This is a genomic window from Roseomonas sp. USHLN139, assembly GCF_037145735.1.
In the GTDB taxonomy this organism is placed as follows: Bacteria; Pseudomonadota; Alphaproteobacteria; order Acetobacterales; family Acetobacteraceae; genus Pseudoroseomonas.
On record NZ_JBBCWY010000001.1, the window covers coordinates 797,059 to 823,901 of the forward strand.

22 protein-coding genes and 1 other RNA gene are annotated in these 26,843 nt (G+C 73.1%); 2 read left to right on the top strand and 21 right to left on the bottom strand.

Features of this window, described 5'->3' with window-relative positions:
- Window positions 1–7: 7 nt before the first annotated feature.
- The 14 genes from murC to WFI16_RS03775 form a co-directional block, all read right to left on the bottom strand.
- Window positions 8–1,444 (bottom strand): UDP-N-acetylmuramate--L-alanine ligase, encoded by a 1,437-nt coding sequence (gene murC, locus WFI16_RS03710; RefSeq protein ID WP_419896443.1) that lies wholly within the window; start codon window positions 1,442–1,444, stop codon window positions 8–10.
- Window position 1,445: 1 nt separating this feature from the next.
- On the bottom strand, window positions 1,446–2,567 hold the full coding sequence (gene murG, locus WFI16_RS03715; protein WP_419896444.1) for an undecaprenyldiphospho-muramoylpentapeptide beta-N-acetylglucosaminyltransferase: 1,122 nt from the start codon (window positions 2,565–2,567) through the stop codon (window positions 1,446–1,448).
- Window positions 2,564–3,688 (bottom strand): FtsW/RodA/SpoVE family cell cycle protein, encoded by a 1,125-nt coding sequence (locus WFI16_RS03720; protein WP_442970631.1) that lies wholly within the window; start codon window positions 3,686–3,688, stop codon window positions 2,564–2,566. The genes murG and WFI16_RS03720 overlap by 4 nt, the downstream gene beginning before the upstream one ends.
- Window positions 3,685–5,076: a UDP-N-acetylmuramoyl-L-alanine--D-glutamate ligase gene (gene murD / locus WFI16_RS03725; RefSeq protein WP_419896446.1), complete on the bottom strand. Its 1,392-nt coding sequence runs from the start codon at window positions 5,074–5,076 to the stop codon at window positions 3,685–3,687. Before murD ends, WFI16_RS03720 begins: the two co-directional genes overlap by 4 nt.
- Window position 5,077: 1 nt before the next feature.
- Window positions 5,078–6,166, bottom strand: coding sequence for a phospho-N-acetylmuramoyl-pentapeptide-transferase (gene mraY, locus WFI16_RS03730; protein ID WP_419896447.1), 1,089 nt, complete (start codon window positions 6,164–6,166; stop codon window positions 5,078–5,080).
- Window positions 6,163–7,590 (bottom strand): UDP-N-acetylmuramoyl-tripeptide--D-alanyl-D-alanine ligase, encoded by a 1,428-nt coding sequence (murF, locus tag WFI16_RS03735; RefSeq protein WP_419896448.1) that lies wholly within the window; start codon window positions 7,588–7,590, stop codon window positions 6,163–6,165. The genes mraY and murF overlap by 4 nt, the downstream gene beginning before the upstream one ends.
- Window positions 7,587–9,050 (bottom strand): UDP-N-acetylmuramoyl-L-alanyl-D-glutamate--2,6-diaminopimelate ligase, encoded by a 1,464-nt coding sequence (locus WFI16_RS03740; RefSeq protein WP_419897142.1) that lies wholly within the window; start codon window positions 9,048–9,050, stop codon window positions 7,587–7,589. The genes murF and WFI16_RS03740 overlap by 4 nt, the downstream gene beginning before the upstream one ends.
- A 4-nt stretch (window positions 9,051–9,054) precedes the next feature.
- Window positions 9,055–11,139, bottom strand: coding sequence for a peptidoglycan D,D-transpeptidase FtsI family protein (locus tag WFI16_RS03745; RefSeq protein ID WP_419896449.1), 2,085 nt, complete (start codon window positions 11,137–11,139; stop codon window positions 9,055–9,057).
- Window positions 11,140–11,146: 7 nt separating this feature from the next.
- Window positions 11,147–11,992, bottom strand: coding sequence for a cell division protein FtsL (ftsL, locus tag WFI16_RS03750; RefSeq protein WP_419896450.1), 846 nt, complete (start codon window positions 11,990–11,992; stop codon window positions 11,147–11,149).
- Window positions 11,992–12,948 (bottom strand): 16S rRNA (cytosine(1402)-N(4))-methyltransferase RsmH, encoded by a 957-nt coding sequence (gene rsmH / locus WFI16_RS03755; RefSeq protein ID WP_419897143.1) that lies wholly within the window; start codon window positions 12,946–12,948, stop codon window positions 11,992–11,994. The genes ftsL and rsmH overlap by 1 nt, the downstream gene beginning before the upstream one ends.
- 20 nt (window positions 12,949–12,968) lie before the next feature.
- Entirely contained in the window at window positions 12,969–13,454 is a 486-nt protein-coding gene (mraZ, locus tag WFI16_RS03760) for a division/cell wall cluster transcriptional repressor MraZ (RefSeq protein WP_419896451.1), read from the bottom strand.
- Window positions 13,455–13,742: 288 nt separating this feature from the next.
- Window positions 13,743–14,157: RNase P RNA component class A (gene rnpB / locus WFI16_RS03765), an RNA gene on the bottom strand.
- Between the two features lie 289 nt (window positions 14,158–14,446).
- On the bottom strand, window positions 14,447–15,172 hold the full coding sequence (locus WFI16_RS03770) for an N-acetylmuramoyl-L-alanine amidase (RefSeq protein ID WP_419896452.1): 726 nt from the start codon (window positions 15,170–15,172) through the stop codon (window positions 14,447–14,449).
- 26 nt (window positions 15,173–15,198) lie between these two features.
- A complete protein-coding gene (locus WFI16_RS03775; protein ID WP_419896453.1) occupies window positions 15,199–15,960 on the bottom strand; it encodes a TerB family tellurite resistance protein in 762 nt (253 codons plus the stop codon).
- Between the two features lie 289 nt (window positions 15,961–16,249).
- On the opposite strand from WFI16_RS03775, the gene WFI16_RS03780 reads away from it, so the two are divergent.
- Window positions 16,250–17,398 carry a tetratricopeptide repeat protein gene (locus tag WFI16_RS03780; protein ID WP_419896454.1) on the top strand — a complete coding sequence of 383 codons (1,149 nt, stop codon included), beginning with the start codon at window positions 16,250–16,252 and terminating at the stop codon, window positions 17,396–17,398.
- Window positions 17,399–17,737: 339 nt separating this feature from the next.
- Window positions 17,738–20,743 carry an AsmA family protein gene (locus WFI16_RS03785; RefSeq protein WP_419896455.1) on the top strand — a complete coding sequence of 1,002 codons (3,006 nt, stop codon included), beginning with the start codon at window positions 17,738–17,740 and terminating at the stop codon, window positions 20,741–20,743.
- Window positions 20,744–20,814: 71 nt separating this feature from the next.
- Here the strand turns inward: WFI16_RS03785 and WFI16_RS03790 are convergent, their stop codons facing one another.
- The 7 genes from WFI16_RS03790 to WFI16_RS03820 form a co-directional block, all read right to left on the bottom strand.
- On the bottom strand, window positions 20,815–21,036 hold the full coding sequence (locus WFI16_RS03790) for a ribbon-helix-helix domain-containing protein (protein WP_419896456.1): 222 nt from the start codon (window positions 21,034–21,036) through the stop codon (window positions 20,815–20,817).
- Window positions 21,037–21,266: 230 nt separating this feature from the next.
- Window positions 21,267–21,629 (bottom strand): hypothetical protein, encoded by a 363-nt coding sequence (locus tag WFI16_RS03795; protein WP_419896457.1) that lies wholly within the window; start codon window positions 21,627–21,629, stop codon window positions 21,267–21,269.
- Window positions 21,630–21,808: 179 nt separating this feature from the next.
- Entirely contained in the window at window positions 21,809–22,213 is a 405-nt protein-coding gene (locus WFI16_RS03800; RefSeq protein ID WP_419896458.1) for a VOC family protein, read from the bottom strand.
- Window positions 22,213–22,623, bottom strand: coding sequence for a RidA family protein (locus tag WFI16_RS03805; RefSeq protein ID WP_419896459.1), 411 nt, complete (start codon window positions 22,621–22,623; stop codon window positions 22,213–22,215). Before WFI16_RS03805 ends, WFI16_RS03800 begins: the two co-directional genes overlap by 1 nt.
- A gap of 6 nt (window positions 22,624–22,629) precedes the next feature.
- Complete coding sequence (locus WFI16_RS03810; RefSeq protein ID WP_419897144.1) at window positions 22,630–24,273, bottom strand: fumarate hydratase; 1,644 nt, start codon at window positions 24,271–24,273, stop codon at window positions 22,630–22,632.
- A 326-nt stretch (window positions 24,274–24,599) separates the two neighbouring features.
- Window positions 24,600–25,886 carry a methyl-accepting chemotaxis protein gene (locus tag WFI16_RS03815; protein ID WP_419896460.1) on the bottom strand — a complete coding sequence of 429 codons (1,287 nt, stop codon included), beginning with the start codon at window positions 25,884–25,886 and terminating at the stop codon, window positions 24,600–24,602.
- A gap of 270 nt (window positions 25,887–26,156) precedes the next feature.
- A complete protein-coding gene (locus WFI16_RS03820) occupies window positions 26,157–26,687 on the bottom strand; it encodes an SspB family protein (protein ID WP_419896461.1) in 531 nt (176 codons plus the stop codon).
- Between the last annotated feature and the right edge of the window lie 156 nt (window positions 26,688–26,843).

Genomic DNA, 26,843 nt, shown 5'->3' on the forward strand with positions numbered 1-26,843 from the left:
GCGCGGGTCACCGGCTCCCCCCGGCGGCGCGCGGGCCGCGCGGCTGCAGCGCCGTCAGCTTCTCCGGCAGGGCATGCGCCCAGGCAGTGATGTTGCCGGCGCCGAGGCAAATCACGTAGTCGCCCGGCTTGGCGATGGCGTTGATCATCTCCGGCAGGCTGTCGGGGCCGGGGAGCGGCACGACGCTGCGATGGCCGTGGCTGCGCAGCCCGTCGACCAGGCTGTCGCGGTCGGCGCCGGGGATCGGCTGCTCGCCGGCGGCATAGACATCGGCGACGATCACCGTGCCGGCGTCATTCATGCACTGGCAGAATTCCTCGAAGAGCTGCTTCAGCCGCGAATAGCGGTGCGGCTGCACGACGGCGATGACGTCGCGCGCGCCGGCCTGGCGGGCGGCCTTCAGGACGGCGGCGATCTCCACCGGGTGGTGGCCGTAATCATCGATGATCTGCACGCCATTGGCCTCGCCCACCCGGGTGAAGCGGCGCTTGACGCCCTTGAAGCCGGCCAGCGCCGAGCGGATCGTGCCCTCGTCGATGTCCATCTCGATGCCGACCGCGATGGCGGCCAGGGCGTTCTGCACATTGTGCTGGCCGAGCATCGGCAGGCGCATCGGCTTCAGGCTGCGGCTGCGGCCCGTGGCGCGGTCCTGCACGGTGACCTCGAAGGTCGCACCCATGCGGTCGGTGATCAGCCGCTCGGCCCGCACATCGGCCTGCGGCGAGAAGCCGTAGGTAATCATGCGGCGGTCCACATGCGGGATCATCGCCTGGACATTCGGGTGGTCAGCGCAGAGCACCGCGAAGCCGTAGAAAGGAATATTGCCGACGAACTGGGCGTAGCCCTGCTTCATCGCCTCCTCGGTGCCCCAGTGGTCGAGATGCTCGGCATCCATGTTGGTGACCACTGCGGCGACCGCCGGCAGGCGCAGGAAGGAACCGTCGCTCTCATCCGCCTCGACCACCATCCAGTCGCCCTCGCCGAGGCGGGTGTTGGTGCCATAGGCGTTGATGATGCCGCCATTGATGACGGTGGGGTCGAGCTTGGCGGCCTCCAGCACGGTGGCGACCAGCGAGGTGGTGGTGGTCTTGCCATGCGTGCCGCCGATGGCGATGCCCCATTTCAGGCGCATCAGCTCGGCCAGCATCTCGGCGCGGCGGACGACGGGGATCAGCCGCTGGCGCGCGGCGACCACTTCCGGATTGTCGCGCTTGACCGCGGTCGAGGTGACGACGACCTGCGCCGCGCCCAGATTCTGCGCGTCATGCCCGACATTGACGGAAATCCCGGCGGCGCGCAGCCGCTCGACATTGTAGCCCTCGGCGATGTCGCTGCCCTGGACGCTGTAGCCGAGATTGTGCAGCACCTCGGCGATGCCCGACATGCCGATGCCGCCAATGCCGACGAAGTGGATAGGACCGATATTGAGCGGCAGGGCGCGCATGCTACTGGACTTCCTGAAGTCGGCGCTGGTCGGCGCGGGCAAGGACGAGATCGGCGAGCCGCGCCGCGGCATCGGGTGCGGCGAGAGCGGCCGCGGCGGCCGCGGCGCGGGCCAGGGCTGCGGGGGACTCAAGCAGATCGGCGAGGCGTTCCGCCAGGGCCTGCGGCGAACAATCGGCCTGCGGCATGACGATGGCCGCGCCATTGGCCGCCAGCGCGCGCGCATTGGCGCTCTGGTGGTCATCGATCGCACTCGGCAGCGGCACCAGGATGGCGCCGCGCCCGGCGCAGGCCAGCTCGGCGACGGTCGAGGCGCCGGCGCGGGCGACGACCAGATGCGCCGTGCCATAGAGGCCGGCGACATCGCCGAAGAAGGGGGCGAGTTCCGCCGGCACGCCGAGCGCCTCATAGGCGGCGCGCACGCGCGGCAGGTCCTCGACGCGGCATTGCTGGACCACGGACAGCCGCTGGCGCAGCGGCGCCGGCAGCAGGCCGATCGCTTCCGGCACGACATCGGAGAAGATCCGCGCGCCCAGGCTGCCGCCCAGCACGAAGAGCCGCATCGGGCCCTGCGGCGTGGTGAAGCCCTGGCCGGCGAGCGCCGCCAATGCCGGGCGCACCGGATTGCCGACGATGGCGGTGGTGGTGCCGGCGGGGATGCGGCTGGTCTCGGCGAAGGCCAGGGCCAGCACATCGGCGCCGCGCGCCAGCAGCCGGTTGGCGCGGCCGAGCACGGCGTTCTGCTCGTGCAGGATGGTGGCCGGGCGCTGCCCCAGGCTGCGCGCCGCCAGCAGCGGCGGCACGCAGGGATAGCCGCCGAAGCCGACGACGGCGGCCGGGCGCAGCCGCTGCAGCAGGCGGCGGGCCTGCAGGGTGCCGGCGGCCAGCGCCATGGCGCCGCGCGCGGCGCGGGCGAGGCCGCGGCCGGCGAGGCCCGCGCCCTGCAGCACGAAGCGCTCGGCATCGGCGAAGGCGGGGCTGGAATAATCGGCGCTGCGCGCATCGGTCATCAGCGCGATGCGGTGGCCGCGGCGCTGCAGCTCCGCCGCCAGCGCTTCCGCCGGGAAGAAATGCCCGCCGGTGCCGCCGGCGGCGATGACGATGGTGCGGGAGGCCGAGGTCATTCCTCCTCCATCCGCGCCAGGCGCCGGCGGGTCAGCGCCAGCAGCATGCCCATGCCGAGCGCCACCGCCACGACCGAGGAGCCGCCATAGGAGATGAAGGGCAGCGTCATGCCCTTGGTCGGGATCAGGTGCAGGGCAGAGGCCATGTTGATGAAGGCCTGCAGGCCGAACTGCGTCAGCAGGCCGGTGGCGCCGAGGATGATGAACATGTCCTTCTCGCCGAGCAGGCGCAGCAGCCCGCGCAGCACGACGAAGCCGAAGACGGTCAGGATCAGCAGGCAGATGGCCAGGCCGAATTCCTCGCCGGCGACGGCGAAGACGAAATCGGCATGGGCGTCGGGCAGCATGCCCTTCAGCCGCCCCTCGCCGGGGCCGACGCCGAGCAGCCCGCCATGGCCGAAGGCCTCCATGGCGACGGTGACCTGGTAGGTGTCGCCGGCGGCGGGGTCGAGGAAGCGGTCGATGCGCGACTGGAAGTGCGGCAGCACGAAATAGGCGCCGATGCCGCCGACCACGCCGAGCACGCCGCAGAGGCCGACGATGAACAGGTTGACGCCGGCGACGAAAAGCTGGGCGAAGAACACCGAGGCGACGACCATCAGCATGCCCATGTCCGGCTGCTTGGCCAGCACGCCGGCGACCAGCAGGAACAGGGTGCAGGCGGCGGCCGTCGCGCGGATGCCGAGCGTCTTGCCCTCGGCCAGCAGCCAGGCGGCGACCACGGCGAAGCAGGGCTTGAGGAATTCCGAGGGCTGCAGCGTCATGCCCGGCAGATGCAGCCAGCGGCGCGCGCCCTTGATCTCGACGCCAATCGAGAGCGTCGCCAGGGTCATCAGCAGGGCGCCGGCGAAGCCCAGCAAGGCCAGGCGCCGCACCATCTTGATCGGCAGCAGCGAGATGGACACCATCACCCCGGTGGCGATGGCGAGAAAGAAGACCTGCTTCAGGATGAAGAGGTCGCGCGAGGAGGCGCCGATGCGCTCGGCGACGCCCGGGCTCGCGGCCAGCAGCATGACATAGCCGAAGCCGACCAGCGCCAGCAGGGCGGCGAGCGTCCAGCGGTCGACCGTCCACCACCAGCGGCCGAGGACGGAGGTATCGGCGCGCGAGAGGGCCATCACACGGTCTCCGGCAAGGCGGCGACCAGGGCGCGGAAGGCGTCGCCCCTGGCATCGAAGCCGCTGAACTGGTCGAAACTGGCGCAGGCGGGGGAGAGCAGGACAACCCCCACCCCCTCGGCGCGGGCGGCCGCGAGCGCGGCCGGCACCGCCGCCGCCAGCGTGCCGAGGATCGCGTGCGGCACGCCATGCGCGGCCAGCGTCGCGGCAAACTCCGGCGCGCACTGGCCGATCAGCAGGGCGCGGGCGATGCGCGGGAAGAGCGGCGCGAGCGGCTCGATGCCGCCCTGCTTCGGCACGCCGCCGGCGATCCAGACCAGCCGGTCGTAGCTGGCCAGCGCCGGCGCGGTGCTCTCGGCGTTGGTCGCCTTGCTGTCATTGACGAAGAGCACGCCATCGCGCGTGCCGACCCGCTCCTGCCGGTGCGGCAGGCCCGGATAGGTCCGGAGGCCGGCGGCAATCTCGTCCCGGGTCAGGCCGAGCGCCAGCGCCGCGGCCGCGGCAGCGGCGGCGTTCTGCGCATTGTGCGGGCCGGGCAGGGCGGGCGCGGCGTCGAGATCGGCGATGACGCCGGCCGCGTCGCGCAGCGCGCGGCCCTCGGCCCAGACGCCACCGGGCTGGGCGGCCTTGCCCGAGATCGGCACGACCCGCGCCACGCGGCGCGCGGCGAAGCGCGGGCCGGATTCGTCATCCATGCCGATGACCGCGACGTCGTCCGGGTTCTGGTTGTCGAAGACATGCGCCTTGGCGGCGGCATAGCCGGCCATGTCGCCATGCCGGTCGATATGGTCCGGCGTCAGGTTCAGCTGGATGGCGATGTCGAAGCGCAGCCGCTCGGTGCGCTCCAGCATGTAGCTCGACATTTCCAGCACATAGGTGCCGTCGTCGCCGAGCAGCGGCAGGCCGAGCGCCGCCGGCCCCAGATTGCCGCCGACCTCGGTGGCGAAGCCTGCCTCGCGCAGCAGGTGGTGCAGCAGCGCGGTGGTGGTCGACTTGCCGTTGGTGCCGGTGACGCCGACGAAGCGCGCCTTGCTGCCGGCGGCGCGGACGGCGCGGTAGAGCAGCTCGGCATCGCAGAGCACCGGCACGCCGGCGGCACGCGCCGCGACGGCGGCCGGATGCGCCTTCGGGCGGATGTGCGGGATGCCGGGCGAGAGCAGCAGCGCGTCAAAGGGAAAGCCCTCGGCCTCCGCCGGATTGCCGACCGGCAGGCCGGCGGCGACCGCCGCCTCCCGGCTGGCGGCATTGTCGTCCCAGCACAGGACGGAAGCGCCCCAGCCGATCAGGCGGTGGGCGGAGGGCAGCCCGGCGCGGCCGAGCCCGACCACCGCCAGCCGCTGGCCGGCGAAGGGCTGGAAATCAGGCGCGTTGCGGCGGGCTGCGGCGTTCATCTCAGCGGATCTTCAGCGTGCTGAGGCCGACGAGGGCCAGGATCATGGCGATGATCCAGAAGCGGATGACGATGGTGGGCTCGGCCCAGCCCTTCTTCTCGAAATGATGGTGCAGCGGCGCCATCAGGAAGACGCGGCGGCCGGTGCGCTTGAACCAGAAGACCTGGATGATCACCGAGACGGTCTCGACGACGAAAAGGCCGCCGACGATGGCCAGCACCACCTCGTGTTTGGTGGCCACCGCCACGGCGCCGAGCGCGCCGCCCAGCGACAGGCTGCCGGTGTCGCCCATGAAGACCTTGGCCGGCGGCGCGTTGAACCACAGGAAGCCGAGGCCGGCGCCGACCAGGGCCGAGCAGAAGACGGCGAGCTCGGCGGTGCCGGCGACCGGGTTCAGCTGCAGGTAGTCGGCGAAGATGCGGTTGCCGACCAGGTAGGAGATCAGGCCGAAGACCGCGGCGGCCAGCATCACCGGCACCGTGGCCAGGCCATCCAGCCCGTCGGTCAGGTTCACCGCATTGGAGGCGCCCATCATCACCAGCATGCCGACCAGCGGGAACAGCAGGCCGAAATTGATCAGCGCCTCCTTGAACACCGGCATGGCCAGCTTGTCGGCCAGCGCGCCCGGCATCAGCGAGGTGATCCAGATGGCGGCGACCAGGCCGACGCCGGCCTGCACCACCAGCTTGGTGCGGCCGGAGACGCCCTTGGTGTTGCGCTTGGTGACCTTCAGCCAGTCGTCCCAGAAGCCCAGCGCGCCATAGCCCAGCGTCACCAGCAGCACCGCCCAGACGAAGCCGTTGCGCAGATCAGTCCAGATCAGCGTCGAGGCGGTCAGCGCCACCAGCATGAGCATGCCGCCCATGGTGGGCGTGCCCTTCTTGGTCAGCAGGTGCGAATCCGGCCCGTCGGTGCGGATCGGCTGGCCGCCATTCTGGAAGCTCTTCAGCCAGCGGATCATGGCGGGGCCGAAGAACAGGCTGATGAACAGCGCCGTCATGCAGGCCGCGCCGGCCCGGAAGGTGACGTAGCGGAACAGGTTGAACAGGATGAACCCGTCCGCCGACTGGGACAGGAAAGTGAAGATCATGACTGCGCCCCTTCGCGCGCCGCCGGCGCGGAACCGGGCAGCGCCGATGTCAGGGCCCGGACCACCACCGCCATGCGGCTGCCCAGGGACCCCTTCACCAGAATGACATCGCCCGGACGCACGGCCTGCCGCACCAGCGGGGCCAGTTCATCGCTGCTGTCCCGATGCGCGGCCCGCCGGTTCTCCGGCAGGGCGTCAAACAGGCCGCGCATCAGTGCACCGCAGCAAAATACCATATCCGCCGCGGCCAGCACATCTGGCAGCAGGGATGCATGCAGCGCGGGGCCGTGCTCGCCGAGCTCCCGCATGTCGCCCAGGACAGCAATGCGGCGCCCGCCGGGGCCAGGATGCTGGCTGCCCAGCACGCCGAGGCCGGCGCGCATCGCCGGCGGCTGGCCATTATAGCTGTCATCGATCAGCAGGGCCGATCCACCGTCGAGCGCGAGGCTCACGCGCCCGCCGCGCCCGGCGCCCGGACGAAATTCCGTTAATGCGGCCAGAAAGCCAGCGCGGTCGGCGCCCAGCGCCTCGGCCACCGCGACGGCGGCCAGGGCATTGATCGCCAGGTGCCGGCCGGGGGCGGCCAGCGGCAGGCGCGCCTCGCTGCCGCGCAGCGACAGCAGGGCCTCGCCGGATTCGGGGGCGCCGCGATAGTCGAGCAGGCGGTAATCGGCGGCGGCATCGGCGCCGAAGGTGATGACGGTCAGCCCGGCCTCGGTCGCGCGGCGGGCGAGGTGGGGGAAGCTGGCCGAATCGCGCGGCAGCACCACCGGCGCGCCGGGCGCGAGGCCCTGCATGATGTCGGCCTTCTCCTCGGCGATTTCTTCCAGAGAGCCGAGATGGCCGATATGTGCGGCCTCCACCGTGGTGATGGCGGCGACATGCGGCGCAGCGAGGCGGGCCAGCGGCGCGATCTCGCCGCGGTGGTTCATGCCGATCTCCAGCACGCCATAGGCGGCGTCGCGCGGCATGCGGGCCAGCGTCAGCGGCAGGCCCCAATGGTTGTTGTAGCTGGCCACCGCCGCATGGGTCGGCGCCAGCGCCGCGAGGCCGTGCCGCAGCATCTCCTTCGTCGTGGTCTTGCCGACGCTGCCGGTGATGGCGGCGATGCGTGCCCGGCTGCGGGCCCGGCCGGCGGCGCCCAGCGCGCGCAGGCCTGCCAGCGTCTCGCCCACGCGCAGCAGCGGCGCATCGGCGGCGACCCCTGGCGGGTCGCGGTCGACCAGGGCAGCGGCGGCACCGCGCGCCAGGGCATCGGCGACGAAGTCATGGCCGTCGCGGGCGTCGCGCAGCGCGACGAAAAGCTCGCCCGGGCCGGTGGCGCGGCTGTCGATGCCGACGGCCTGGATCGCCAGCCCGTCCGGGCAGCGGCCGCCGGTCGCCGCGCGCAGCTCGTCCGAGGTCCAGAGCGGGAGGGTGGTCATGCCGCCGCCCCCAGCACCTGGCGCACCGCGGTGGCATCGTCGAAGGGATGCGTCACGCCGCCGATGGTCTGGCCGGGCTCGTGCCCCTTGCCGGCGACCACCAGCACGTCGCCCGGGCCCAGCGCCTCGATCGCTGCGGCGATGGCGGCGGCGCGATCGCCGATCTCGGTGACATCGACCGCCGCCGCCATGCCGGCGCGGATGGCGGCGCGGATCGCCGCCGGCTGTTCGCTGCGCGGATTGTCGTCGGTGACGATGGCATGGTCGGCCAGGCGCGCGGCGATCTCGCCCATCAGCGGGCGCTTGCCGGTGTCGCGGTCGCCGCCGGCGCCGAAGACGACATGCAGCCGGCCCTCGGCATGCGGGCGCAGCGCGGTCAGCAGCCGCTCCAGCGCGTCTGGGGTATGGGCATAGTCGACATAGACGGCCGCGCCGTTCGGCAGGCGGGCGGCCAGCTCCATCCGCCCGCGCACGCCCGCGAGCCGCGGCAGCAGCGCCACCACCTGGTCGGCGGCCATGCCGGCGGCGACGGCCAGGCCCGCCGCCAGCAGCACATTGTCGGCCTGGAAGCGGCCGGGCAGCGGCAGGGCCAGCTCGACGGGACGCCCGAAGACGGAGAGCGCCAGATGCTGCCCGTCGGGGCGCGGCATGTAGGAGAGCAGGCGCAGCGCCTCGCCGGCCTCGCCCACGGTCAGCAGCCGCAGATGGCGGCGGCGCGCGACGGCCTGCAGCGCCTGCAGCATCTCCGGCGCCATGTCGGCATTGACCACGGCGCCATCGCCCTGGTCGAGCAGCGTGTCGAACAGCCGCAGCTTGGCCGCCGCATAGCCGGCCATGCCGCCGTGATAATCCAGGTGGTCGCGGGTCAGGTTGGAGAAGCCGGCGGCGGTCAGCAGCAGCCCGTCCAGCCGGCGCTGCTCGAGACCGTGCGACGAGGCCTCCAGCGCGACCCGCTGCACGCCGGCCTGGGCGAGCTCGGCCAGCATGGCATGCAGCGCGACCGGGTCGGGGGTGGTCTGCGACGGCGTCGCCGGGAAGCCCGGCGCCACCAGCCCCAGCGTGCCGAGCGAGGCCGCCTTGCAGCCCGCCAGCGTCCAGATCTGGCGCAGGAAATCGACCGTGCTGGTCTTGCCGTTGGTCCCCGTCACCGCGACGGCGATGCCCGGCTGCTGCGCGTAGAAGGCGCCGGCCATGCGGGCCAGCGCCCGGCGCGGATCGGCATCCAGCAGCAGCGGCCGCGGCGGCACGCCGGGCGGCCAGTCGGTGCCCTCGGGCGCCAGCACGGCGCCGGCGCCGCGCGCCACCGCCTCGGCGATATAGGCGCGGCCATCGGCGCGCACGCCCGGCAGGGCGGCGAAGAGGAAGCCGGGCGTCACCGCCCGGCTGTCCGCGGTCAGCCCGGCGATCTCGATGGCCGGGGCGGCGCCGATGCTCGGATGGGTTCCGGGCGAGCGGCGCATCAGGTCACCGAGCCGCATCGATCCGCTCCACCTGCCGCTGCAGGGCAGGGTCGAGCGCGGTCAGCCGCAGCGGCACCGGCGGCGGCAGGTTGCCGGGGCGGGTCGGGATCGGCACGGCGCCGCGCGGCACCACCGGCGGCGCCGCATCGCCGCGCGGCGCGGCGGTCGGCTGCTGCGGCGTCGCCGCACCACGGCCTGGGGCGGTGCCCGGGGCACTGCCGGGCCGGCTGGCGGCCGGCGCGACGCTGCCGGCATTGCCGCCGCCGGCGGTCGCCGTGCCCGGGGTGGCGCGCGGCCGGCCCGGCTGCAGCGGGATCGAGGTGGCGGCGATGATCGCCGGATTGGCCGGGTCCTCGGGCACCAGGCCCAGGATCGGCGCGATGCGGGTCAGCACGCGGCCGGCGGCCGGCGCCGCGACCCAGCCGGCCGTCGCATAGCCATGGCTCGAGGCATTGGCCGAGGGCTCGTCGACCATGATGTACATGGCGTAGCGCGGGCTGGGCATCGGGAAGGCGCCGACGAAGGCGGCGATGCGCTTGTTCATCAGGTAGCCGCCGCGCGGGCCGGTCTTCTGCGCCGTGCCGGTCTTGCCGCCGAGGAAATAGCCCGGCACCTCGGCGCTCTTGGCGGAGCCGTCGGTGACGACGAGGCGCATCAGCCGGCGCATGATCTCGCTGGTGCGCTCGCTGATGATGCGGGTGCCCTCGCGCTGCGTGCCGGGCGGCACCGCCATCAGCGTCGGCTGGCGCAGGATGCCGCCATTGGCGATGGCGGAGACGCCGGTCACCACATGCAGCGGGGTCACGCTGATGCCGTGGCCGAAGGAGATCGTGTACATGTTGATGTCGCGCCAGGCATTGGCCGGCGGCACCAGCGGCAGGGCGGTCTCCGGCAGCTCGACCTGCTGGCGCGACAGCATCCCCGCGCGGCCCAGGAACTCACGCTGCCGCTGCGGCCCGAAGGTCTCCGCCATGTGGGCGGCGCCGAGATTGGACGAATAGGCCAGCATCTCGGGGAAGGTGATCCAGCGGTTCTTGCCCTTGTAGTCGCTGATCGTGAAGCGGCCGTAGCGGATCGGCCGCGAGGCGTCGAAGCTCGAGGTATAGACATTGGCCGTGCCGTATTCGAGCGCGGCGGCGGCGGTGAACAGCTTGAAGGTCGAGCCCGGCTCGTAGACGCCGACGGTGACGCGGTTGAAGCGCTGGTCGGGGGTCGCGCCCCCGACATCGCTGGCGTCGTAATCCGGCAGGCTGACCATGGCGACGACTTCGCCGGTGTTGACGTCGAGCACCACGCCGGCGCCGCCGATGCCGGTGAAGTCGCTGATCGCCTGGCTGACCGCGTCGCGCAGCGCCAGCTGCACGCGGACGTCGATCGACAGCCGCAGCGGATCGCCGCGGTTGGTGCGCAGCTGCTCGTCGAAGCGGCGCTCGACGCCGGAGATGCCGTTGCCGTCGACATCGACATTGCCGAGCACGTGCACGGCGGCGCGGCCCTGCGGATAGTAGCGGCGCTCCGCCTCCTCGAAGTCGAGGCCGGCGATGCCGAGGTTGATCACGCCCTGCTGCTCGCGCGGGGTCAGCGCGCGGGCGACATAGACGAAGCCGCGGTCGCCGGAGAGCCGCTCGATCAGCTTCTCGCGGTCGAGCTGCGGCAGCACGGTGCGCAGCTTGTCGGCGACCTCGACCGGGTTCGGGATGACGCGCGGATTGGCCACCAGCGCGGTCACCGGCAGCGAGATCGCCAGGATCTCGCCGTTGCGGTCGGTGACCGGGGCGCGGCTGGCGACATGCGCCGCCGGCGGCTGCATGGCGCGCACCGCGGCGTTCAGTCGCTTCGGCTCGGCCGGTGCGATCACGGTGGACCATGTGGCCTTCATGGCGACGGCCAGGAACAGCGCGCCGAAGCCCAGCGCCGCCACCACCAGCCGGCCGCGGCTGCGCTCCAGCTGGGCGCGGCGGGCCAGGTCGGGCTGGGTGACGCGCACGGTCACCGCCGGCGAGGGCGTCGGCTCCAGCAGCTCGGGCGCGCCGGCATGCAGGCGGCGCAGCGGCGGCGAATCGGGCGAGGGCGGCGGCAGGTGGGTCATGGCCGGCTCACTGGTTCCAGGCGCCGCGGACCGGCACGGGCGCGGCCAGCGGCACCGGCGGCGCCAGGCTGCTGCCGCCGGCCATACCAAGCGCCGAGCCGCCATTCGGGATCGTCGCCGCGTTCGCCCGGCCGATCGGCAGATGCGCGGCGGTGCGCAGCAGGCCGGGCTCGGGGCGCGGCTCGGGGCGCGGGGTGGCGCGGGCCTCGGCGATCATCGGCACGGGCGCCGGGCGCGGCGCGGCCAGCGAGACGGTGGCGCGCGGCTCGGGACGCGACTCGGGGCGCTCGACCGCGCGGGCTTCCTGCCGGGGCTCCGGGCGCGGCGCCGGGGCATGCACCACCCGCGGCTCGGCGCGGGCGACGCGCACCGGCTCGGGGCGGGACTCGGCATGCTGCGCGGCGGCGGCGACGGCGCGGGCCGCCGGCATGGCGACGGCGACCGCGGCCGGCGCGGCGATCGCGGCGCCGGCGACCAGCGCCTGCACCGCGTGGCCGCCCGGCGTGGCATTGGCCACCGCCGTGTCGGGCGCCGAGCCGAACAGGCTGACCGGCCCGGCGAAGGCGACCGCCTGCGGCAGGCGGCGCTCCAGATCGCCCATGCGCAGGAACTGGGCCGGCGCCATGGTCTCCAGCGGCAGGTGCTGCTGGGTCACCTGGCGCAGCCGCTCCGGCTCGTTCAGCAGGGCCCATTCGGCGCGCAGCACCTGGCTGCGCTCGCGCGCCACCTCGATGCGCTTGTTCACGTCGCGCAGCTCGCGGTCCAGCTGGGTCGCGACCTCCTCGGCCCGGTAGACGTGCCAGCCGACCAGGCTGAAGGCGGCGATCGCAAGCACGGTCAGGGGGCGGAACATCAGGCCGTCTCCAGTTTCTCAAGCGCCCGAAGCCGGGCGGAGCGGGCGCGCGGATTGACCGAGAGCTCGGCCTCCCCGGGACGCTGGGCATTGTTGGTAACAAGGCGGAAGCCGGCCTGGCGGTGGCCGCCGAGCAGCGCCGAGGGATCGTGGCGCGAGGTGCCGGGGGCGCGGCCGGCGGCGGCCTGCATGAAGCGCTTGACGATGCGGTCTTCCAGCGAATGGAAGGCGACCACCACCAGCCGCCCGCCGGGCGCCAGCAGCGAGGCGGCGGCGGCCAGGCCGCGCTCGACCTCGCCGAGCTCGTCATTGACCTTCAGCCGCAGCGCCTGGAAGGAGCGGGTGGCGCTGTCGATGCCGGACGGGTCGCGCGGCATCACCGAATGGATCACCGAGCGCAGCCGGCCGGTGGTCTCGATCGCCGATTCCCTGCGGGCGGCGACGATGGCGCGGGCGATCCGGCGCGAATGCCGTTCCTCGCCGAGCTCCCAGAGGATGGTGGCGATCTCGGCCTCGGGCAGGCGGTTCACCAGGTCGGCGGCGGAAGGCCCGGCCTTCTCCATCCGCATGTCGAGCGGGCCGTCGAAGCGGAAGGAGAAGCCGCGCTCGGCCTGGTCGAGCTGGAAGGAGGAGACGCCGAGGTCGAGCACCACGCCGTCGAGCTGCGCGACGCCGCGCTCGGCCATCAGCTCGACCATCTCGCCGAAGCGGCCCTCGACCAGCCGCAGCCGCGGCGCGAAGGCCGCGACCAGCGCCGCGCCGCGGGCGATGGCGTCCGGGTCGCGGTCGGTGGCGTAGAGAGTGCAGCCGGCCGCCTGCAGGATGGCGCGGGCATAGCCGCCGCCACCGAAGGTGCCGTCGAGATAGGTGGCGCCGTCGCGCGGGGCGAGGGCGTGCAGCACCTCGGCCAGCATCACCGGCACATGGCCGGGGTTGGGGCCGGGATCGGCGGCCATGGCGGGCGCCAGGGACTCGGTCATTCGCCGGCTCCCGCGCGCTGCGGTGCGGCACCCATGGCGCCACCCGGCAGGGTCAGGCCGCGCTCGCGGGCGCGGGCGCGCGCCTCCTCGGTGCGGCGCTTGGCCGCCGCCGGCTCCCAGAGCTGGAAGATGCGGCCAAGGCCGACGAAGGCGATGGTCTCGCCCAGCCCGGCATGGGCGATGAGCTCCTCGGGCAGCATGATCCGGCCTTCACCATCGGGACGCATCGGCCAGGCATCGGCGAAGAGGGCCGCCGCCATGTCGTCCTGCGCGTCAGAAAAAATGTCGTAGTTGTCGAGGCCGCCGCTCATCGCCTCGAAGGCCGGCAGCGGCCAGGCCTCGATGCAGGCCATGCGATGGGACGGCCGCAGGACCACCTCCTCGGTGCCCAGCCGGGTCAACTCCGCACGGAAGGGCGCCGGGACGGAGACCCGCCCCTTGCGATCCAGCCGATTGGTGTGAGTTCCCATAAACCGGGTCATCGATGCCGCCCTGGCCCCCCTGCGGCGGTGATCAAGCAAACGATCAGGGAAGCGGCCGGCGGGGCCCCCCGACCCCGCCAGCTCACCCGACCATCCCCTAAACCAATCCTTCGCCCCCCCGAGCTCCGGATCGTTCATGGGATGCCATGGGATATCATGGGTTCTCTCTGGGCAGCAAGGGTAAAACCCCGTTAAAGGCCCAGGCCAAAAGCAAAGAAAACAGGAAACTAGAGCGTGGAGTGCCACAGCGATGTCATCACTGTTGGCATTGTGAGGGAATTGGGAAAAAGCGTCAGACGGCCTGTAAGCCGGGTTCAGTCCACCCTGTCGGCAATGCCGGCAGGATGGGGCGACCATTCCTCTGGGACATGCCTCGCGGCATGCCTCTCGCGGCCAACCCGGGTGACAGGACGGGAAACGTCCCCGCGGTCGAGTCCCTCGCGGGACTTCCGCTGGCCACCCCTATTCGGCCTTGCTCCCGGTGGGGTTTACCGTGCCGCCCCTGTTGCCAGGGGCGCGGTGCGCTCTTACCGCACCGTTTCACCCTTACCAGCGCGGCAAGCCGGGCTGGCGGTCTGATTTCTGTGGCACTTTCCCTGAGGTCGCCCTCGCTGGCCGTTGACCAGCACCGTATTCCCGTGGAGCCCGGACTTTCCTCCAGCCCTGGAACCAGTCCAGGACCAGCGGCCGCCCGGCCGTCTGACGCGACGCGCCATGTGCGCTGCCGGCCGGGGCGCGTCAATGGGAAAATTCAAGCTTTTCAGGGAAGAGAAGAATTGGCAGGGCGGGGGAAGAATGAATTCTTCCCCCGGACCCCCATCATTCTTTTCTGTTAACGGCCGTTGCCGGAACAGCGCCATTACTGGCATCGGTACCAGGGCAGCAGCGCGGGACGATGGTTTTTACTCAGCGGCGATTCGCGCCGGTGGCTGGCGCGGCAGCACTGTCAGAAAGAAGAAGGGGTCCAGGGAAATTCATTCCCCTGGCCTGGCTTACTTCTCCGCCATTTCCGCCACGGCCTCGAGCCGCAGCAGTGTGCCCGAATCCGCCCGGCCGGTGATGGCTTCCTGGCGCCAGTGGCGCTGGAAGGCGGTCAGCACGGTCGCCAGCGCCACGCCCTCCAGCGGGAAGCCGATTCGCCCCAGCAGCGCCGCCGCGCGGGCCTCGCCGCCGGGAACGGCGGAGAGGTCGCGGCCGTCCACCTCGGGCCAGAGGCCGATGCCCAGCGCCGCCAGCCCCTGCCAGTCGAACAGCTCGCCCGGGTCCTCCTTGCGGTCGGGGGCGATGTCGCTATGCGCCACCACGTTGCGGGCCGGGATCGGATGGCGGCCGAGGATCTCCAGGCAGATCTCGGCGACGGCGGCCATCTGCAGCGCCGGGAAGGGGCGGTAGCCCCATTCATGGCCGGGATTGACGATCTCGATGCCGATGCTGCGGGCGTTCAGCAGGTTGTGGCCGCGCCAGAAGGAGGCGCCGGCATGCCAGGCCCGCCGTTCCTCCGGCACCAGCCGCCAGACCAGCCCGTCCTCCTCGACCAAATAGTGGCAGGAGACCGGGCGCAGCGGCGCCGGCGGGGCGGGGTCGCAGAGCCGGTCCAGCGCCGCGGCGGCCGAGGTCATGCCGGTGTAGTGCAGCACCAGCGTGTCGACCGGCGTGCCCTCCGGCCGGGCGTCGTGGTTCGGGCTGGGGCGCTCGCGGCAGGGCAGGGCGGGCGGCATGCCGGGACGGCCGCCGGCGGCTGCCGTCACAACCCGCGCTCGCGCTTGATGCGGTCCCAGGCGGCGTTGATCTCGGCGACCCGGGTCGAGGCGCGGCGCATCAGCGCCTCGGGCACGCCACGGGCGGCCAGGCTGTCCGGGTGGTGCTCGCGCATCAGCTTGCGCCAGGCCAGCCGCACCTCCTCGTCGGTCGAGCCGGGGGCGACGCCGAGCACGGCATAGGCATCCGGCGTCGCCGGCTGCGGCGGCGGCATGCTGCGGCCGCTGCTGGCGCGCTCGCCGCTGGCCTCGTCCAGGCGGAAGGCCTGGCGGGTCTTGGCCAGGAAGACCGCCTCGCCGCGGGTCAGCGGCCCGTCGGCGCGGGCGATGTGGTGCAGGGCGGAGAGCACCTCCTCCAGCATCGGCCGGTTGTCGTTGAAGGCCTCGCCCATGCGGGCGGCGAAGGGCTCGTAGCCGGTGCTGTCCTCGCGCGCCTTGTCGAACAGCAGCCCGACCTCGCGCTGGTTCTCGACCGGGATGCGGAAGGCGCGCTTGAAGGCGTCGATCTCCTCCCGCTTCACCGGCCCGTCGCACTTGGCCAGCTTGGCGGAGAGCACGATGACGCCGATCGAGAAGAGCTGGTCCTTGTTGGTGATGCGCGCCAGCGCCTCCGGCCGGGCGTCGATCTCCGGTGCCTGGGTGCTGCCCTCGTCGGCGGCATGGCCGAGCGCGGCCCCCACCACGGCGCCGAAGGGCCCGCCCATGGCGAAGCCGGTCATGCCGCCCAGAATCTTGCCCCAGATGCTCAAAGGCGCTCCGTCTTCCCGGCCCCGCGCCGCCGCGGAAGGCACGTTGTCCAGCATGGCAGATGGCGGGGTGCTTGTCGCGCGCCAGCCTCGCGGCCGGGCGATTGATAGGCGGCGCACCCTGACGATACAATGACCATCATGCTCCCCGCCGCAGGAGGCCGCCCTGGCCGTCGCGCCTGACGACGCGCTGGCCGCCGCGGCGGCATCCGGCGCGGTCCTGGCAAGGCTTTTCGACACCCCGGCGCTGGTCGACGGCACCGCCTGCCGGCAGCGCCGGCTGCCCGATCATGTGCTGGATTTCTTCCCCGGCGGCCCTTCGCTGGTGGTGGTCTTCGAGGATGCGCGCGGGCCGGTGCTGAAGCCCGATCCGCTGCGCGACGTCCCCGGCGCCCGCTTCCTGCGCAAGGAGGGGCATTCGGTGCTGGCGGTGAAGACGCTGCGGCGCGACTGGTTCCGCGCCGCCGCGCTCTGGGCGGCGATGCGGGCGCTGGTGGCGGCGGGCTTCTTCGCCGGCTTCGGCCGCGTCGTCTTCCACGGCTCCAGCATGGGCGGCTATGGCGCCCTGGTGTTCTCCGCCCTGGTGCCGGGTTCGCTGGTGCTGGCCTATGCGCCGCAGACCACGCTGGACCTCCGGCGGGTGCCCTGGGACCGGCGCTATCCGGTCGGCAGCGCCGAGGACTGGTCCGATCCGCTGAGCGACGCGGCGGTGGCCGCGGCCGCCGCGGCCCGGGTGGTGGTGGTCTATGATCCGTTCGAGCCGAGCGATGCGCGGCATGTGGCGCGGCTCGGCACCGGCAATCTGCTGGCGCTGCGGCTGCCCTTCTGCGGCCATCTGCCGGCGGCCATGCTGCAGGGCTGCGGCCAGCTGCGCCCGGTCTGGCGCGCCTTCCTGGCCGGCACGCTGGATGCCGCCGGCTTCGCCCGGCTGGCGCGCGGCCGCCGCGGCCTGGCCAGTTACTGGCTGCATTTCGGCCAGGCGGCGCGCTGGCCGGCGGTGAAGGCCGCCTGCCTGGCCCGGTTCGAGGCGATCGAGCCGGCCACCGCCGAGGCGCTGCTGCTGCGCGCCGAGGTGGCGCTGGCGGCCGGCGATGCCGCGGCGGCCGAGGCGGCGGCGCGCCAGGGCCTGGCGCTGCAGCCGGGGCTGCGCCCGCTGGCCGAGCGGCTGCTGGCCGCGCTGGAGCACCAGGGCCGCCTCGACGAGGCCCTGGCGGTGGCGCTGGCGGCGCTGGCCCGCGCCCCCGGCCAGGGGTCGCTGGTGCTGGCGGCGGCGCGGCTGCACCTGGCGCTGGGCGAGCCGGCGGCGGCGCAAGCGCTGGCCCGGGCCGCGCTGGCGGCACAGCCGGGGCAGGAGCGGCTGCGCCAGCTGGTCCGGCAGCTCGACGCCGCGGATCACGGCCGCGAACCGCCGCTGGTTGCGCGGCTGGTCATCCCGCGGTGATAAGCCAGGCCCAGGGTGTTCGGCCCCGGCTGTCCGCGGACGGGGCGGGGACGGGGGCGGTGCGGCGGCGCATCGTTGACGCTTGATCGACAAATAGCCCATGTCGGGTGGCGCGGGATTCGAGAGGTTGAAGGATCATGGCGGGCTGGCAGTTCCGGATCGATCGCGGCGTCGCCACGCCGGGCCCCGAAACGGTCTGCGGCGGCAGCGGCGCCCCGGCGGTGCAGACCGCATGAGCAATCCGGAGATCCTCAAGCCGCGCGATCCGGGGCGGCCGGCCCGCGCGGTGCGCGGCGCCGGGGCCGCCGGCGGCCCAGGCCAAGCGGAGAGTCGCGCAGCTTGAGCCCGCCGCCCGCCGATCCGGCAAGCCCGACCGAGTCCCGCCGGCCCTCGCGCCTGCTGCGGGCGGGCGTCGTCGCCCTGCTGCTGCTGCCGGTGCTGCTGCTGGCCGCCCTGTGGTACGGGCCGCGCTTCACCGACTGGAACGAGCACCGCGACCGGCTGGCGATCCTGGCTGCCGGGCGCCTCGGCCAGCGCGTCACCCTGGCCGGGCCGGTGCAGCTGACCCTGCTGCCGCAGCCGATGCTGGAGGCCGGCGGCGTCACCATCGGCGGCCCCGACGACGATATCTCCATCAAGGCCCGCGCGCTGCGGCTGCGGCTGGACCTGCCGGCGCTGCTCGGGCTGCGGCTGGAGCCGCGCGAGGTGGCCCTCGTCGGCGCCGAGGTGCGGCTGCCCTGGCCGCCGGTGCCGGCCGGCGGCCAGCCCTTCCGCCCGCCGCCCTGGCTGACCGGGCTGCAGGGCCGCATCCAGGATTCGCGCATCGTCATCGGCCAGGTGGTGCTGGAGCGGGTCGATGCCGACCTGGCCGCCGTCACCGCCAGCGAGGCGCTGCGCATCCAGGGCCGCTTCCGCTGGCGCGCCACCGACGTCAATTTCGACACCACCCTGGGCCGCGCCGGCTGGGACGGCGTCGCGCCGCTGGCGCTGACCCTCTCGGCCGCGCGCGCTTCCGCCTCGGCCAGCGGCGTGCTGCTGCCGGAAGGCGGCTTCGAGGGCACGGTGCAGGGCGGCGGCAGCGACCTCGCCGCGCTGCTGCCCGCCCCCTCCGGCAGCTTCCGGCTGCGCGGGCGCCTCTCCGTCACCGCCGACCTGCTGACCGCCGACGAGCTGACCCTGGACCTGGCCGGCAGCCCGGCGCGCGGCGCGGCGACGCTGCGGCTGGTGCCGGCGCCGCGGCTCGACCTGGCGCTGGTCACCGGCAAGCTGGAGCTCGACCCCTGGGTCGCGGCGCTGCGCGGCGCCGGCAGCCTGCCGCTGCCCTTCGGCCTCGACCTCTCGGCCGAGGCGGCGGGCTTCCGCGGCCTGACGCTGCGCCGGCTGCGCGGCGCCGCCTTCCTGGAAGGCGACCGGCTGACGCTGACCGATATCGGCGCCGTGCTGCCGGGCGAGACCGAGATCGAGCTCTCCGGCACCACCACCACCATCCGGCCCGCCGCGCCGGCCAATGGCGCGCCGGCCGTGGCCGGCCAAGCCGCCGCCCCGCCGGCGCCCGCCGCCGCGCCGGGGGGCCGGCTGGAGGCGGCGCTGCGCTTCCGCGGCGCCACGCTGCGCGCCACGCTGCAGGCGCTCGGCCTGCCGATGGAGGGGATCGAGCCGACCCGGCTGCGCGCGGGCGAGGGCCGGCTGCGGCTGACGCTGGACGACAACCAGCTGGCGGTGCCGGAATTCACCGGCGTCATCGATGGCGGCCGCATCTCCGGCGCCGGCGTGCTGCGCTTCGGCGCCCGTCCGGCGCTGGGCCTCGGCCTCAACATCGAGAAGCTGCCGCTGGATGGCTGGATGCCGCCGGGGACGCTGGCGCAGCTCGGCTGGGCCGGGCTGGCGCAGCGGCTGGCCGGGATCGATGCCAATCTGCGCCTCTCGGCCGAGCAGGCGAGCTGGCAGGGGCTGGCGATCCAGGGGCTGTCCGCCGATGCGGCGCTGGAGAATGGCCGGCTGACCGCCCGCCGCCTGTCGGGCCGCCTGGCCGAGACCGAGATGGCGCTGTCCGGCGTCGCCCAGCTCGGCGCCACCCCGCGGCTGACCGACCTGGCGCTGGAGCTCTCCGCCCCCAGCGCGGCGCCGCTGCTGGCGCTGCTGCCGGGCAGCTGGCCGGGCAACCTGCCGATCGCCCAGGCCGGGATCTCGCTGCGGCTGGCGGGCAGCGGGCCGGCCAATGCGGTGGCGCTGCGCGGCGGCTTCGACCTTGGCGACCTGAAGGCGGAGCTGGCGGGCAGCCTGGATCTCGGCCTGCCGCGCTATGCCGGCACGCTGACGCTGCGCCATCCCGGCGCGCCGCGGCTGCTGACCGAGGCCAGCGGCCTGACCCCGCCCGCCTGGCTGGGCGAGGGCTCGCTGTCGCTGATCAGCACCCTGGCGCTGACCCCGCAGGACCTGTCGGCCGAGAGCTTCGACCTGGTCGCCGCCGGGCTGCGGATCGGCGGGCAGCTGTCGCTGACCCGGCGGGGCGGCCTGCCGCGCGTCACCGGCAGGCTGGCGGCGGAGCGGCTGCCGCTGCCCGGGCTGGACCTGGCCTCGCGCGAGCCTTTGCCGCTCGAGGCGCTGGGCGCGCTGGAGGCGGAGCTGGCGCTCTCCGCCCAGTTCCTGGAGCCGGCCGGCCTGCCCGACCTGTCCCAGGCGGCGGCGACGCTGCGGCTGCGCAACCGGGTGCTGGAGATCGAGGGGCTGGAGGCGCAGCTGCAGGGCGGCCGGCTGCAGGCCTCGCTGCGGCTGGACAGCGCCGCCAGCCCGCCCTCGCTGGCGCTGGAGGGCAAGCTGGCCGGTGTCGCGGTCAATGCGCCGCTGGCCGGCCTGCCGCTCGACCTGACCGCCGGCCGCCTCGAGGGCGAGACCGCGCTGCGCGCCAGCGGCCACAGCGCCGCGGCGCTGCGCGCGACGCTGGAGGGGCAGGCGCGGCTGGCGCTGCGCGACGGCGTGCTGGCCGGGGTCGATCTGCGCGGCGCCTATGCCGCCGCCGAGCGCGACCTCTCGCCGGCCGCCGAGGCGGCGCTGCGCGCGGCGCTGCTGGGCGGCGCCACCGCCTTCGAGGCGGCCGATCTCCAGCTGCGCCTGCAGGCCGGGCGCGCGGTGCTGGAGCAGGGGCGGATGGCCATGGCGGAAACCCCGGGGGCCAGCCTGTCGGGCGAGCTGGACCTGGCGCGTGGCGGGCTGGACCTGCGCCTGGCGCTGGTCGAGGCCGATCCGCAGGCGCCCTCGATCGGGCTGCGGCTCAGCGGGCCGCTGCAGGCGCCGCGCCGGGTGGTGGAACTGGCCGACTGGCTGCGCTGGCGCGCCGACCGCTAGCGGGTGGCCGCCACCGTCAGGACGCTGCGGCTCTCACCGGTCATCTGGCCCGTCTGGCAGGCAGTCGGCCGCTAACCCTGGCTGCGGCGCAGCGCCTCGACCCGCAGCGCGCTGGCCAGCGGCAGGTCGGGCTCGGCACGGCCGGCGTCGATGCGCTGGACCAGCGCCGAGAGGGTCAGGCCGTCGGCCTGCGCCAGGCGTTCCAGCGCGGTCCAGAAAGGCGCTTCCAGCGCCACGCTGGTGCGGTGTCCCGCCAGGGTGAAGGAGCGCTTCAGCAGATGTCGTCCTGTCATCCTACCCCCTTTGGCAATCCCCTGGGCCGGGCCTCGCCGGCGGCGACCACCCTGTCGGCAGCCTTGATGCCGCAGGATCATGGCGCAGCTTTGGTAACGACAAGGCTTCACGAAGGCGGGGCGGGGCGCCTTCCGGTGCTCGCCGGCCGGGATGACGGCATGAAAAAGGGCCGGGGAAGCAGCTTCCCCGACCCGCAGGCTGGCTCGGACGCGCCGAGGGCGGGCTGGGCTTACCAGCCGTAGCCGTAGCCATAATACCGGCGCGGCGGCGGCGGCGGCGCGTAATAGGCCACCGGCGGCGGCGCGTAATAGGCGACGGGCGGCGGCGGCGGCGCATAGACGACCGGCGGCGGCGGGGCGTAATAGGCCACAGGAGGCGGCGGCGGCGGCGCGTAATAGGCGGGCGGCTGCGAGGCGATGGCGCCGCCGACCAGCGCACCGACCGCCAGGCCGCCGATGATGCCGGCCGCGACCGCGCCGCCGCCGCCACCACCATGGCGGTGCCAGTCGCCGGCCTGGGCGGCGGGGGAAGCAAGGCCCAGCGTCGCCGTGGCGGCGCCAGCCAGGACCAGCATGCGGATCGAATTCTTCATGTCGCCCTCCGGGCTTGATGACCCGGATTATAGCACCGATCGTCGCCAGATTATGGCAGAGACGCGGTAGGATCGTGGCCGCACCGACCGGGGCACCGGGCCGCGAGCGTCATCAAAACATTGATAAAAAACAAACAAATTCGGCGCGGGATACCGTCCCGCGCCGGGGTCGCGCCGGCTCAGGCGCGGGCGCCGTAGGTGGCCAGCTCGATCAGATTTCCGTCAGGGTCGCGGCAATAGACCGAGGTGATCGGGCCGAGCGCGCCGGCCTTGGCCACCGGCCCCTGCTCGATGGTGACGCCGCATTCATGCAGGTGGGCCACCACGTCCTGGGCGGTGACGGCGACGACGAAGCAGAGGTCCTGGCTGCCCGGCGCCGCGGCCGGGCCGGTGAACCATTCCTCCTGCGTCGCCGTGACCGGGCGCAGGTTGATCTTCTGGCCGCCGAACTTCAGGGCGGTGCGGCGGCCCTCGCCGAAGGTGTCGCGGTCCATGCCGAGGACGCGCTGGAACCAGGAGGCGGTGATCTCCACGTCCCGGCAGGTGATCACCAGATGGTCCAGCCGGTCTACCGCGAAGCGCATCAATCCTGTCTCCCGGAATAGGCGGCCCCGGCGCCGATGCGCGCGGTGACCTCGATCTCGATCCGCATGGCGTCGGTCTGCAGCCCGGCATGGATCAGGGTCGATGCCGGCCGCGCATTGCCCAGGCAGCGGCGCGTCACCGGCCAGCAGGGCTCCCAGTCCTCGCGCCGCGGCACGATGTAGGTGACCCGCACCACATCCTCCATGCTGGCGCCGGCTTCCGCCAGCGCCGCCTGGATGTTGCGGAAGGCCTGCTCGCACTGCTCGGCCACGCCCTCGGCGATGGTCATGCTGGCGTAGTCATAGCCGGTGGTGCCGGCGACATAGACCGTGTCGCCGACCAGCACCGCGCGGGAATAGCCGATCTCCGCCTCGAAGCGGCTGCCGGACGAGATCAGGCGTTTCTGCATCGCCGCTCACTCCAGCCCGTCATAGAAGTCGTTGCCCTTGTCATCGACGACGATGAAGGCCGGGAAATCCTCGACCTCGATCTTCCAGACCGCCTCCATGCCGAGTTCGGGGTATTCCAGCACCTCGACCTTGCGGATGCAGTCCTGGGCAAGGCGCGCCGCCGGGCCGCCGACCGAGCCGAGGTAGAAGCCGCCATGCGCCTTGCAGGCATTGGTCACCGCCTTCGAGCGGTTGCCCTTGGCCAGCATCACCAGGCTGCCGCCCGCCGCCTGGAAGGCCGCGACATAGCTGTCCATGCGCCCCGCCGTGGTCGGGCCGAAGGAGCCGGTCGGCATGCCTTCCGGCGTCTTGGCCGGGCCGGCGTAATAGACCGGGTGGTCCTTCAGGTATTGCGGCAGGCCCTGGCCGGCATCGAGCCTCTCCTGCAGCTTGGCATGGGCGATGTCGCGGGCGACGACGATGGTGCCGGTCAGCGAGACGCGGGTCTTCACCGGATGCTTCGACAGCTCGGCGCGGATTTCGTCCATGGGGCGGTTGAGGTCGAGCTTCACCACCTCGCCGCCCAGGATCTCGTCTGTGGTCTCGGGCAGGAAGCGGGCCGGGTCGTGCTCCAGCGCCTCCAGGAACACGCCCTCCGGCGTGATCTTCGCCTTGATCTGCCGGTCGGCCGAGCAGGAGACGCCGATGCCGATCGGCAGGCTGGCGCCATGCCGCGGCAGCCGGATTACCCGGACATCGTGGCAGAAATACTTGCCGCCGAACTGGGCGCCGATGCCGAGATTCTGCGTCAGCTTGTGGACTTCCTGCTCCAGCTCGCGGTCGCGCAGGCCGTGGCCGGAGCGGTCGCCGCTGGCCGGCAGCTCGTCGAGATAGCGGGTGGAGGCGAGCTTCACCGTCTTCAGCGTGGTCTCGGCCGAGGTGCCGCCGATGACGATCGCCAGGTGGTAGGGCGGGCAGGCCGAGGTGCCCAGCGTCCTGATCTTCTCCTCGAGGAACTTCAGCAGCTTGTCCTTGTTCAGCACGGCGCGGGTCTGCTGGAACAGGAAGGTCTTGTTGGCCGAGCCGCCGCCCTTGAGGACGAACATCATGTGGAACTCGTCGGCCTTGTAGTCGCCGGGCGAGGCATAGATGTCGAACTGGACGGGCAGGTTGTTGCCGGTGTTCACCTCCTCGTACATCGAGAGCGGCGCCATCTGCGAATAGCGCAGATTGGTCTCGGTGTAGGTGCGGTGGACGCCGTAGGAGAGCGCCTCCTCCTCGTCGCCCTCGACCCAGACGCGCTGGCCCTTCTTGCCGAAGACGATGGCGGTGCCGGTGTCCTGGCACATCGGCAGCACGCCGCCGGCGGCGATCGAGGCGTTCTTCAGCAGGTCGAGCGCCACGAAGCGGTCATTGGCGCTGGCCTCCGGGTCCTTCAGGATCTTGGCCAGCTGCTCCAGGTGCCCGGGGCGCAGGAAGTGGGACACTTCCTTGCAGGCGGTGAAGGCCAGTTCCTCCAGCGCCTTCGGCGAGACCTTCAGGACGGTCCTGCCCTCCACCTGGATGGTGCGGACGCCCTCGATCTCCAGCTTGCGGTAGGCCGTCTTCTCCGGCCCCAGCGGCAGCATCGGGCTGTAGCGGAAGCTCTCCGGCCGCTGCGAGACCGGCATGCCGGCATCGGTATCGGCCAGCGGCGTGTCGGCCAGCGGACCGGCGGCGGCGGGCATGCAGGAGTCAGGGGCAGAGGTCATCGGGCGCGCTCCGGCAGGGGGCGGATTCGGGCAGCATCGATGTCGGCGAGATCGGCATCGGGCAGGACGGGAACAGAAGGCCCGGCGCCGCGGACCGCCGGGCAGCAGGCCGGCCGGCAGCGACGTCGATGGCGCAGCAGGTAGCGCAGCGCCCGGCCGAAGCCAACCGCAAAGGGGGCGCCGACCGCCGGTGCCCGCCAGGGGAGCGCCGTTGCCGGCGCCCCCGCCGCCCCGTCCGGGCCGGTTCAGGCGGCGCGCAGCCCTTCCAGGAAGCGCATCACCTGCTGGCGCAGCTCGCCGGCCTGGCCGGACAGCGCCCCGGCGGCGCCGGTGATCTGGCCGGAGACCTGGCCGGTGCGCTCGGCCGAGTTGTTGACCGTGGCGATGGTGGCGGAGACCTCCGCCGTGCCGGTCGCCAGCTGCTGCACGCTGCGGGCGATCTCGGCGGTGGTGGCGCCCTGCTGCTCGACCGCGGCGGCGATGGCGGCGGAGGCGCCGTTCAGGTGGTCGATGGTGCCGGCGACGCCGGTGATGGCCTGCGCCACGCCGTCGGTCGCCTGGCGCACGGCGGCGATCCGGCTGGTGATCTCCTCCGTCGCCTTGGCGGTCTGGCTGGCCAGGGTCTTCACCTCGGAGGCGACGACGGCGAAGCCCTTGCCGGCCTCGCCGGCGCGCGCCGCCTCGATCGTGGCGTTCAGCGCCAGGAGATTGGTCTGCCCGGCGATGTCGCTGATCAGCTTGACCACGTCGCCGATGCGGCGGACGTCCTCGACCAGGCTGGCCACCACCGTGGTCGCGCCGCGCGCCTGGCCCATCGCGGTGCCGGTGGCGTCGGTCGAGCGCATCACCTGCTGGCTGATCTCGCGGATCGAGGCGGCGACCTGCTCGGTGGCGCTGGCGACGGTCTGCACATTGCCGCTGGCGGTGGCGGCGGCGGCAGCGACGCTGACCGATTGCTGGCTGGTCTCGCCGGCGGCGGCGTCCATGTTGCGGGCATCCTGCTGCAGCTGCTCGGCGGCGCCGGCCAGGCTGGCGACGACGCCCAGCACCTCGGTCTCGAAGGCGGCGGCCAGGCGGGTGCGGGTGGCCTGCTGCTCGGCCTCGGCCTGGCGCACGGCATGGATGTCGACCAGCGAGCCGCAGGCGCGGCGCGGCTTGCCCTGGCGGTCCATCATCACGCCGCCGGTGGCGCGGAACCAGCGCCAGCTGCCATCCTTCACCTTCAGCCGGTAGACCACGTCATAGCTGTCGCCGCTGGCCAGCGCCTTGCCGAAGGCGGCGAAGGTCGGCGCCGCATCCTCCGGATGCAGCCGGTCCGACCAGGACTGCATCACATTGGGGAATTCGGCCTCGCTGGCGAAGCCGCAGAGCCGGCGGAATTCCGGCGACCAGGTCCAGCGCGCCTTGGGGTGCGTGGCATCGCCCTCATGCAGGATGGCGTCCCACAGCCCGACGCCGGCATGATTCGCCAGCACGTCCAGCCATTCGCTCTTCTCGACCATCGCGGCCTTGTTGGAACGCAGGAAAGCCATGCCGCAACCTCGGATCTACAGCGCGACCGCCCTGGAACGGGATTGTCCGGGGGCATCCGTCACGGGAGGGGAGGGGTCCTGGCGGCCTGATCGTGCCTGTCGGCGACTCGGCCAGGTCTGCGGACCCGTGCCGCGGAACGTGTCCGGTAAATCTTGCCGTGTTATGACCGGCCGCGCGGCAGGCGTTCCGGCGGGGCGGTGTCCGGGAGACAGGTGTTCCGGAGAAGGGCGCCCCCGAGGGGGCGCCCTGGGGGAGGCGCCCGGCCGCGCTCAGTCGCGGGCGGGGCGGCGGCGGAAGGCGTCGAGGCTGACCACCTGCGCCGGACCCTCGGGCTCGGGGCGCTCGGCCTCGGGCTCCGGCGTGGCGGGCAGCAGGGTGGCCGCCGATTCCGCCTCGCCATTGGCGGCCATCGGCTCGGTCTCGGCCGAGGGGAAGCGCAGCCCGACCCGCACATAGGGGTCCCAGAAGGCGGTGATCGCCGAGATCGGGATCACCAGCGTCGCCGGCACGCCGCCGAAGGACAGGCCGGCGGTGATGAAGTCCTTCTCGCGGTTGACCTTCAGGTCCCAGAACTGGTGCTGCAGGACGATGGTCATCTCTTCCGGGTAGCGCACCTTCAGGTGGTTCGGAATCGCCACCCCCGGGCGGTCGGTGCGGAAGGTGACGTAGAAATGGTGCTCGCCCGGCAGGCCGTGCTCGCCGGCATGTTCGAGGGCGCGCAGCGCGACCTCGCGCATCGCCTCTTCGGTCCAGCGGTCGTAGGGGAGCAGGCTCTCGACCTGCTTGGTGTCATCGGTCATCAGCTTACCCCGGCCGGACGCCGCAGGGCGGGCGTCCCAATTGGCGGGCATCTACCGGTTCCCGCACAGCACCGCAGAGCAATACCGGATGCGGCCCCCGGACGGAAAGTGGCCAGCCGATAAATTATACCCGGTCTGGACGGGAAACAGTCCGCT

Excerpts from the sequence above, each read along its gene's own strand:
- murC (WP_419896443.1), bottom strand. The coding sequence starts at position 1,444 with ATGCGCGCCCTGCCGCTCAATATCGGTCCTATCCACTTCGTCGGCATT.
- murG (WP_419896444.1), bottom strand. The coding sequence starts at position 2,567 with ATGACCTCGGCCTCCCGCACCATCGTCATCGCCGCCGGCGGCACCGGC.
- murD (WP_419896446.1), bottom strand. The coding sequence starts at position 5,076 with ATGAACGCCGCAGCCCGCCGCAACGCGCCTGATTTCCAGCCCTTCGCC.
- mraY (WP_419896447.1), bottom strand. The coding sequence starts at position 6,166 with ATGATCTTCACTTTCCTGTCCCAGTCGGCGGACGGGTTCATCCTGTTC.
- murF (WP_419896448.1), bottom strand. The coding sequence starts at position 7,590 with ATGACCACCCTCCCGCTCTGGACCTCGGACGAGCTGCGCGCGGCGACC.
- WFI16_RS03740 (WP_419897142.1), bottom strand. The coding sequence starts at position 9,050 with ATGCGCCGCTCGCCCGGAACCCATCCGAGCATCGGCGCCGCCCCGGCC.
- WFI16_RS03745 (WP_419896449.1), bottom strand. The coding sequence starts at position 11,139 with ATGACCCACCTGCCGCCGCCCTCGCCCGATTCGCCGCCGCTGCGCCGC.
- ftsL (WP_419896450.1), bottom strand. The coding sequence starts at position 11,992 with ATGTTCCGCCCCCTGACCGTGCTTGCGATCGCCGCCTTCAGCCTGGTC.
- rsmH (WP_419897143.1), bottom strand. The coding sequence starts at position 12,948 with ATGGCCGCCGATCCCGGCCCCAACCCCGGCCATGTGCCGGTGATGCTG.
- mraZ (WP_419896451.1), bottom strand. The coding sequence starts at position 13,454 with ATGACCCGGTTTATGGGAACTCACACCAATCGGCTGGATCGCAAGGGG.
- WFI16_RS03770 (WP_419896452.1), bottom strand. The coding sequence starts at position 15,172 with ATGCCGCCCGCCCTGCCCTGCCGCGAGCGCCCCAGCCCGAACCACGAC.
- WFI16_RS03790 (WP_419896456.1), bottom strand. The coding sequence starts at position 21,036 with ATGACAGGACGACATCTGCTGAAGCGCTCCTTCACCCTGGCGGGACAC.
- WFI16_RS03795 (WP_419896457.1), bottom strand. The coding sequence starts at position 21,629 with ATGAAGAATTCGATCCGCATGCTGGTCCTGGCTGGCGCCGCCACGGCG.
- WFI16_RS03800 (WP_419896458.1), bottom strand. The coding sequence starts at position 22,213 with ATGCGCTTCGCGGTAGACCGGCTGGACCATCTGGTGATCACCTGCCGG.
- WFI16_RS03805 (WP_419896459.1), bottom strand. The coding sequence starts at position 22,623 with ATGCAGAAACGCCTGATCTCGTCCGGCAGCCGCTTCGAGGCGGAGATC.
- WFI16_RS03810 (WP_419897144.1), bottom strand. The coding sequence starts at position 24,273 with ATGCCGGTCTCGCAGCGGCCGGAGAGCTTCCGCTACAGCCCGATGCTG.
- WFI16_RS03815 (WP_419896460.1), bottom strand. The coding sequence starts at position 25,886 with ATGGCTTTCCTGCGTTCCAACAAGGCCGCGATGGTCGAGAAGAGCGAA.
- WFI16_RS03820 (WP_419896461.1), bottom strand. The coding sequence starts at position 26,687 with ATGACCGATGACACCAAGCAGGTCGAGAGCCTGCTCCCCTACGACCGC.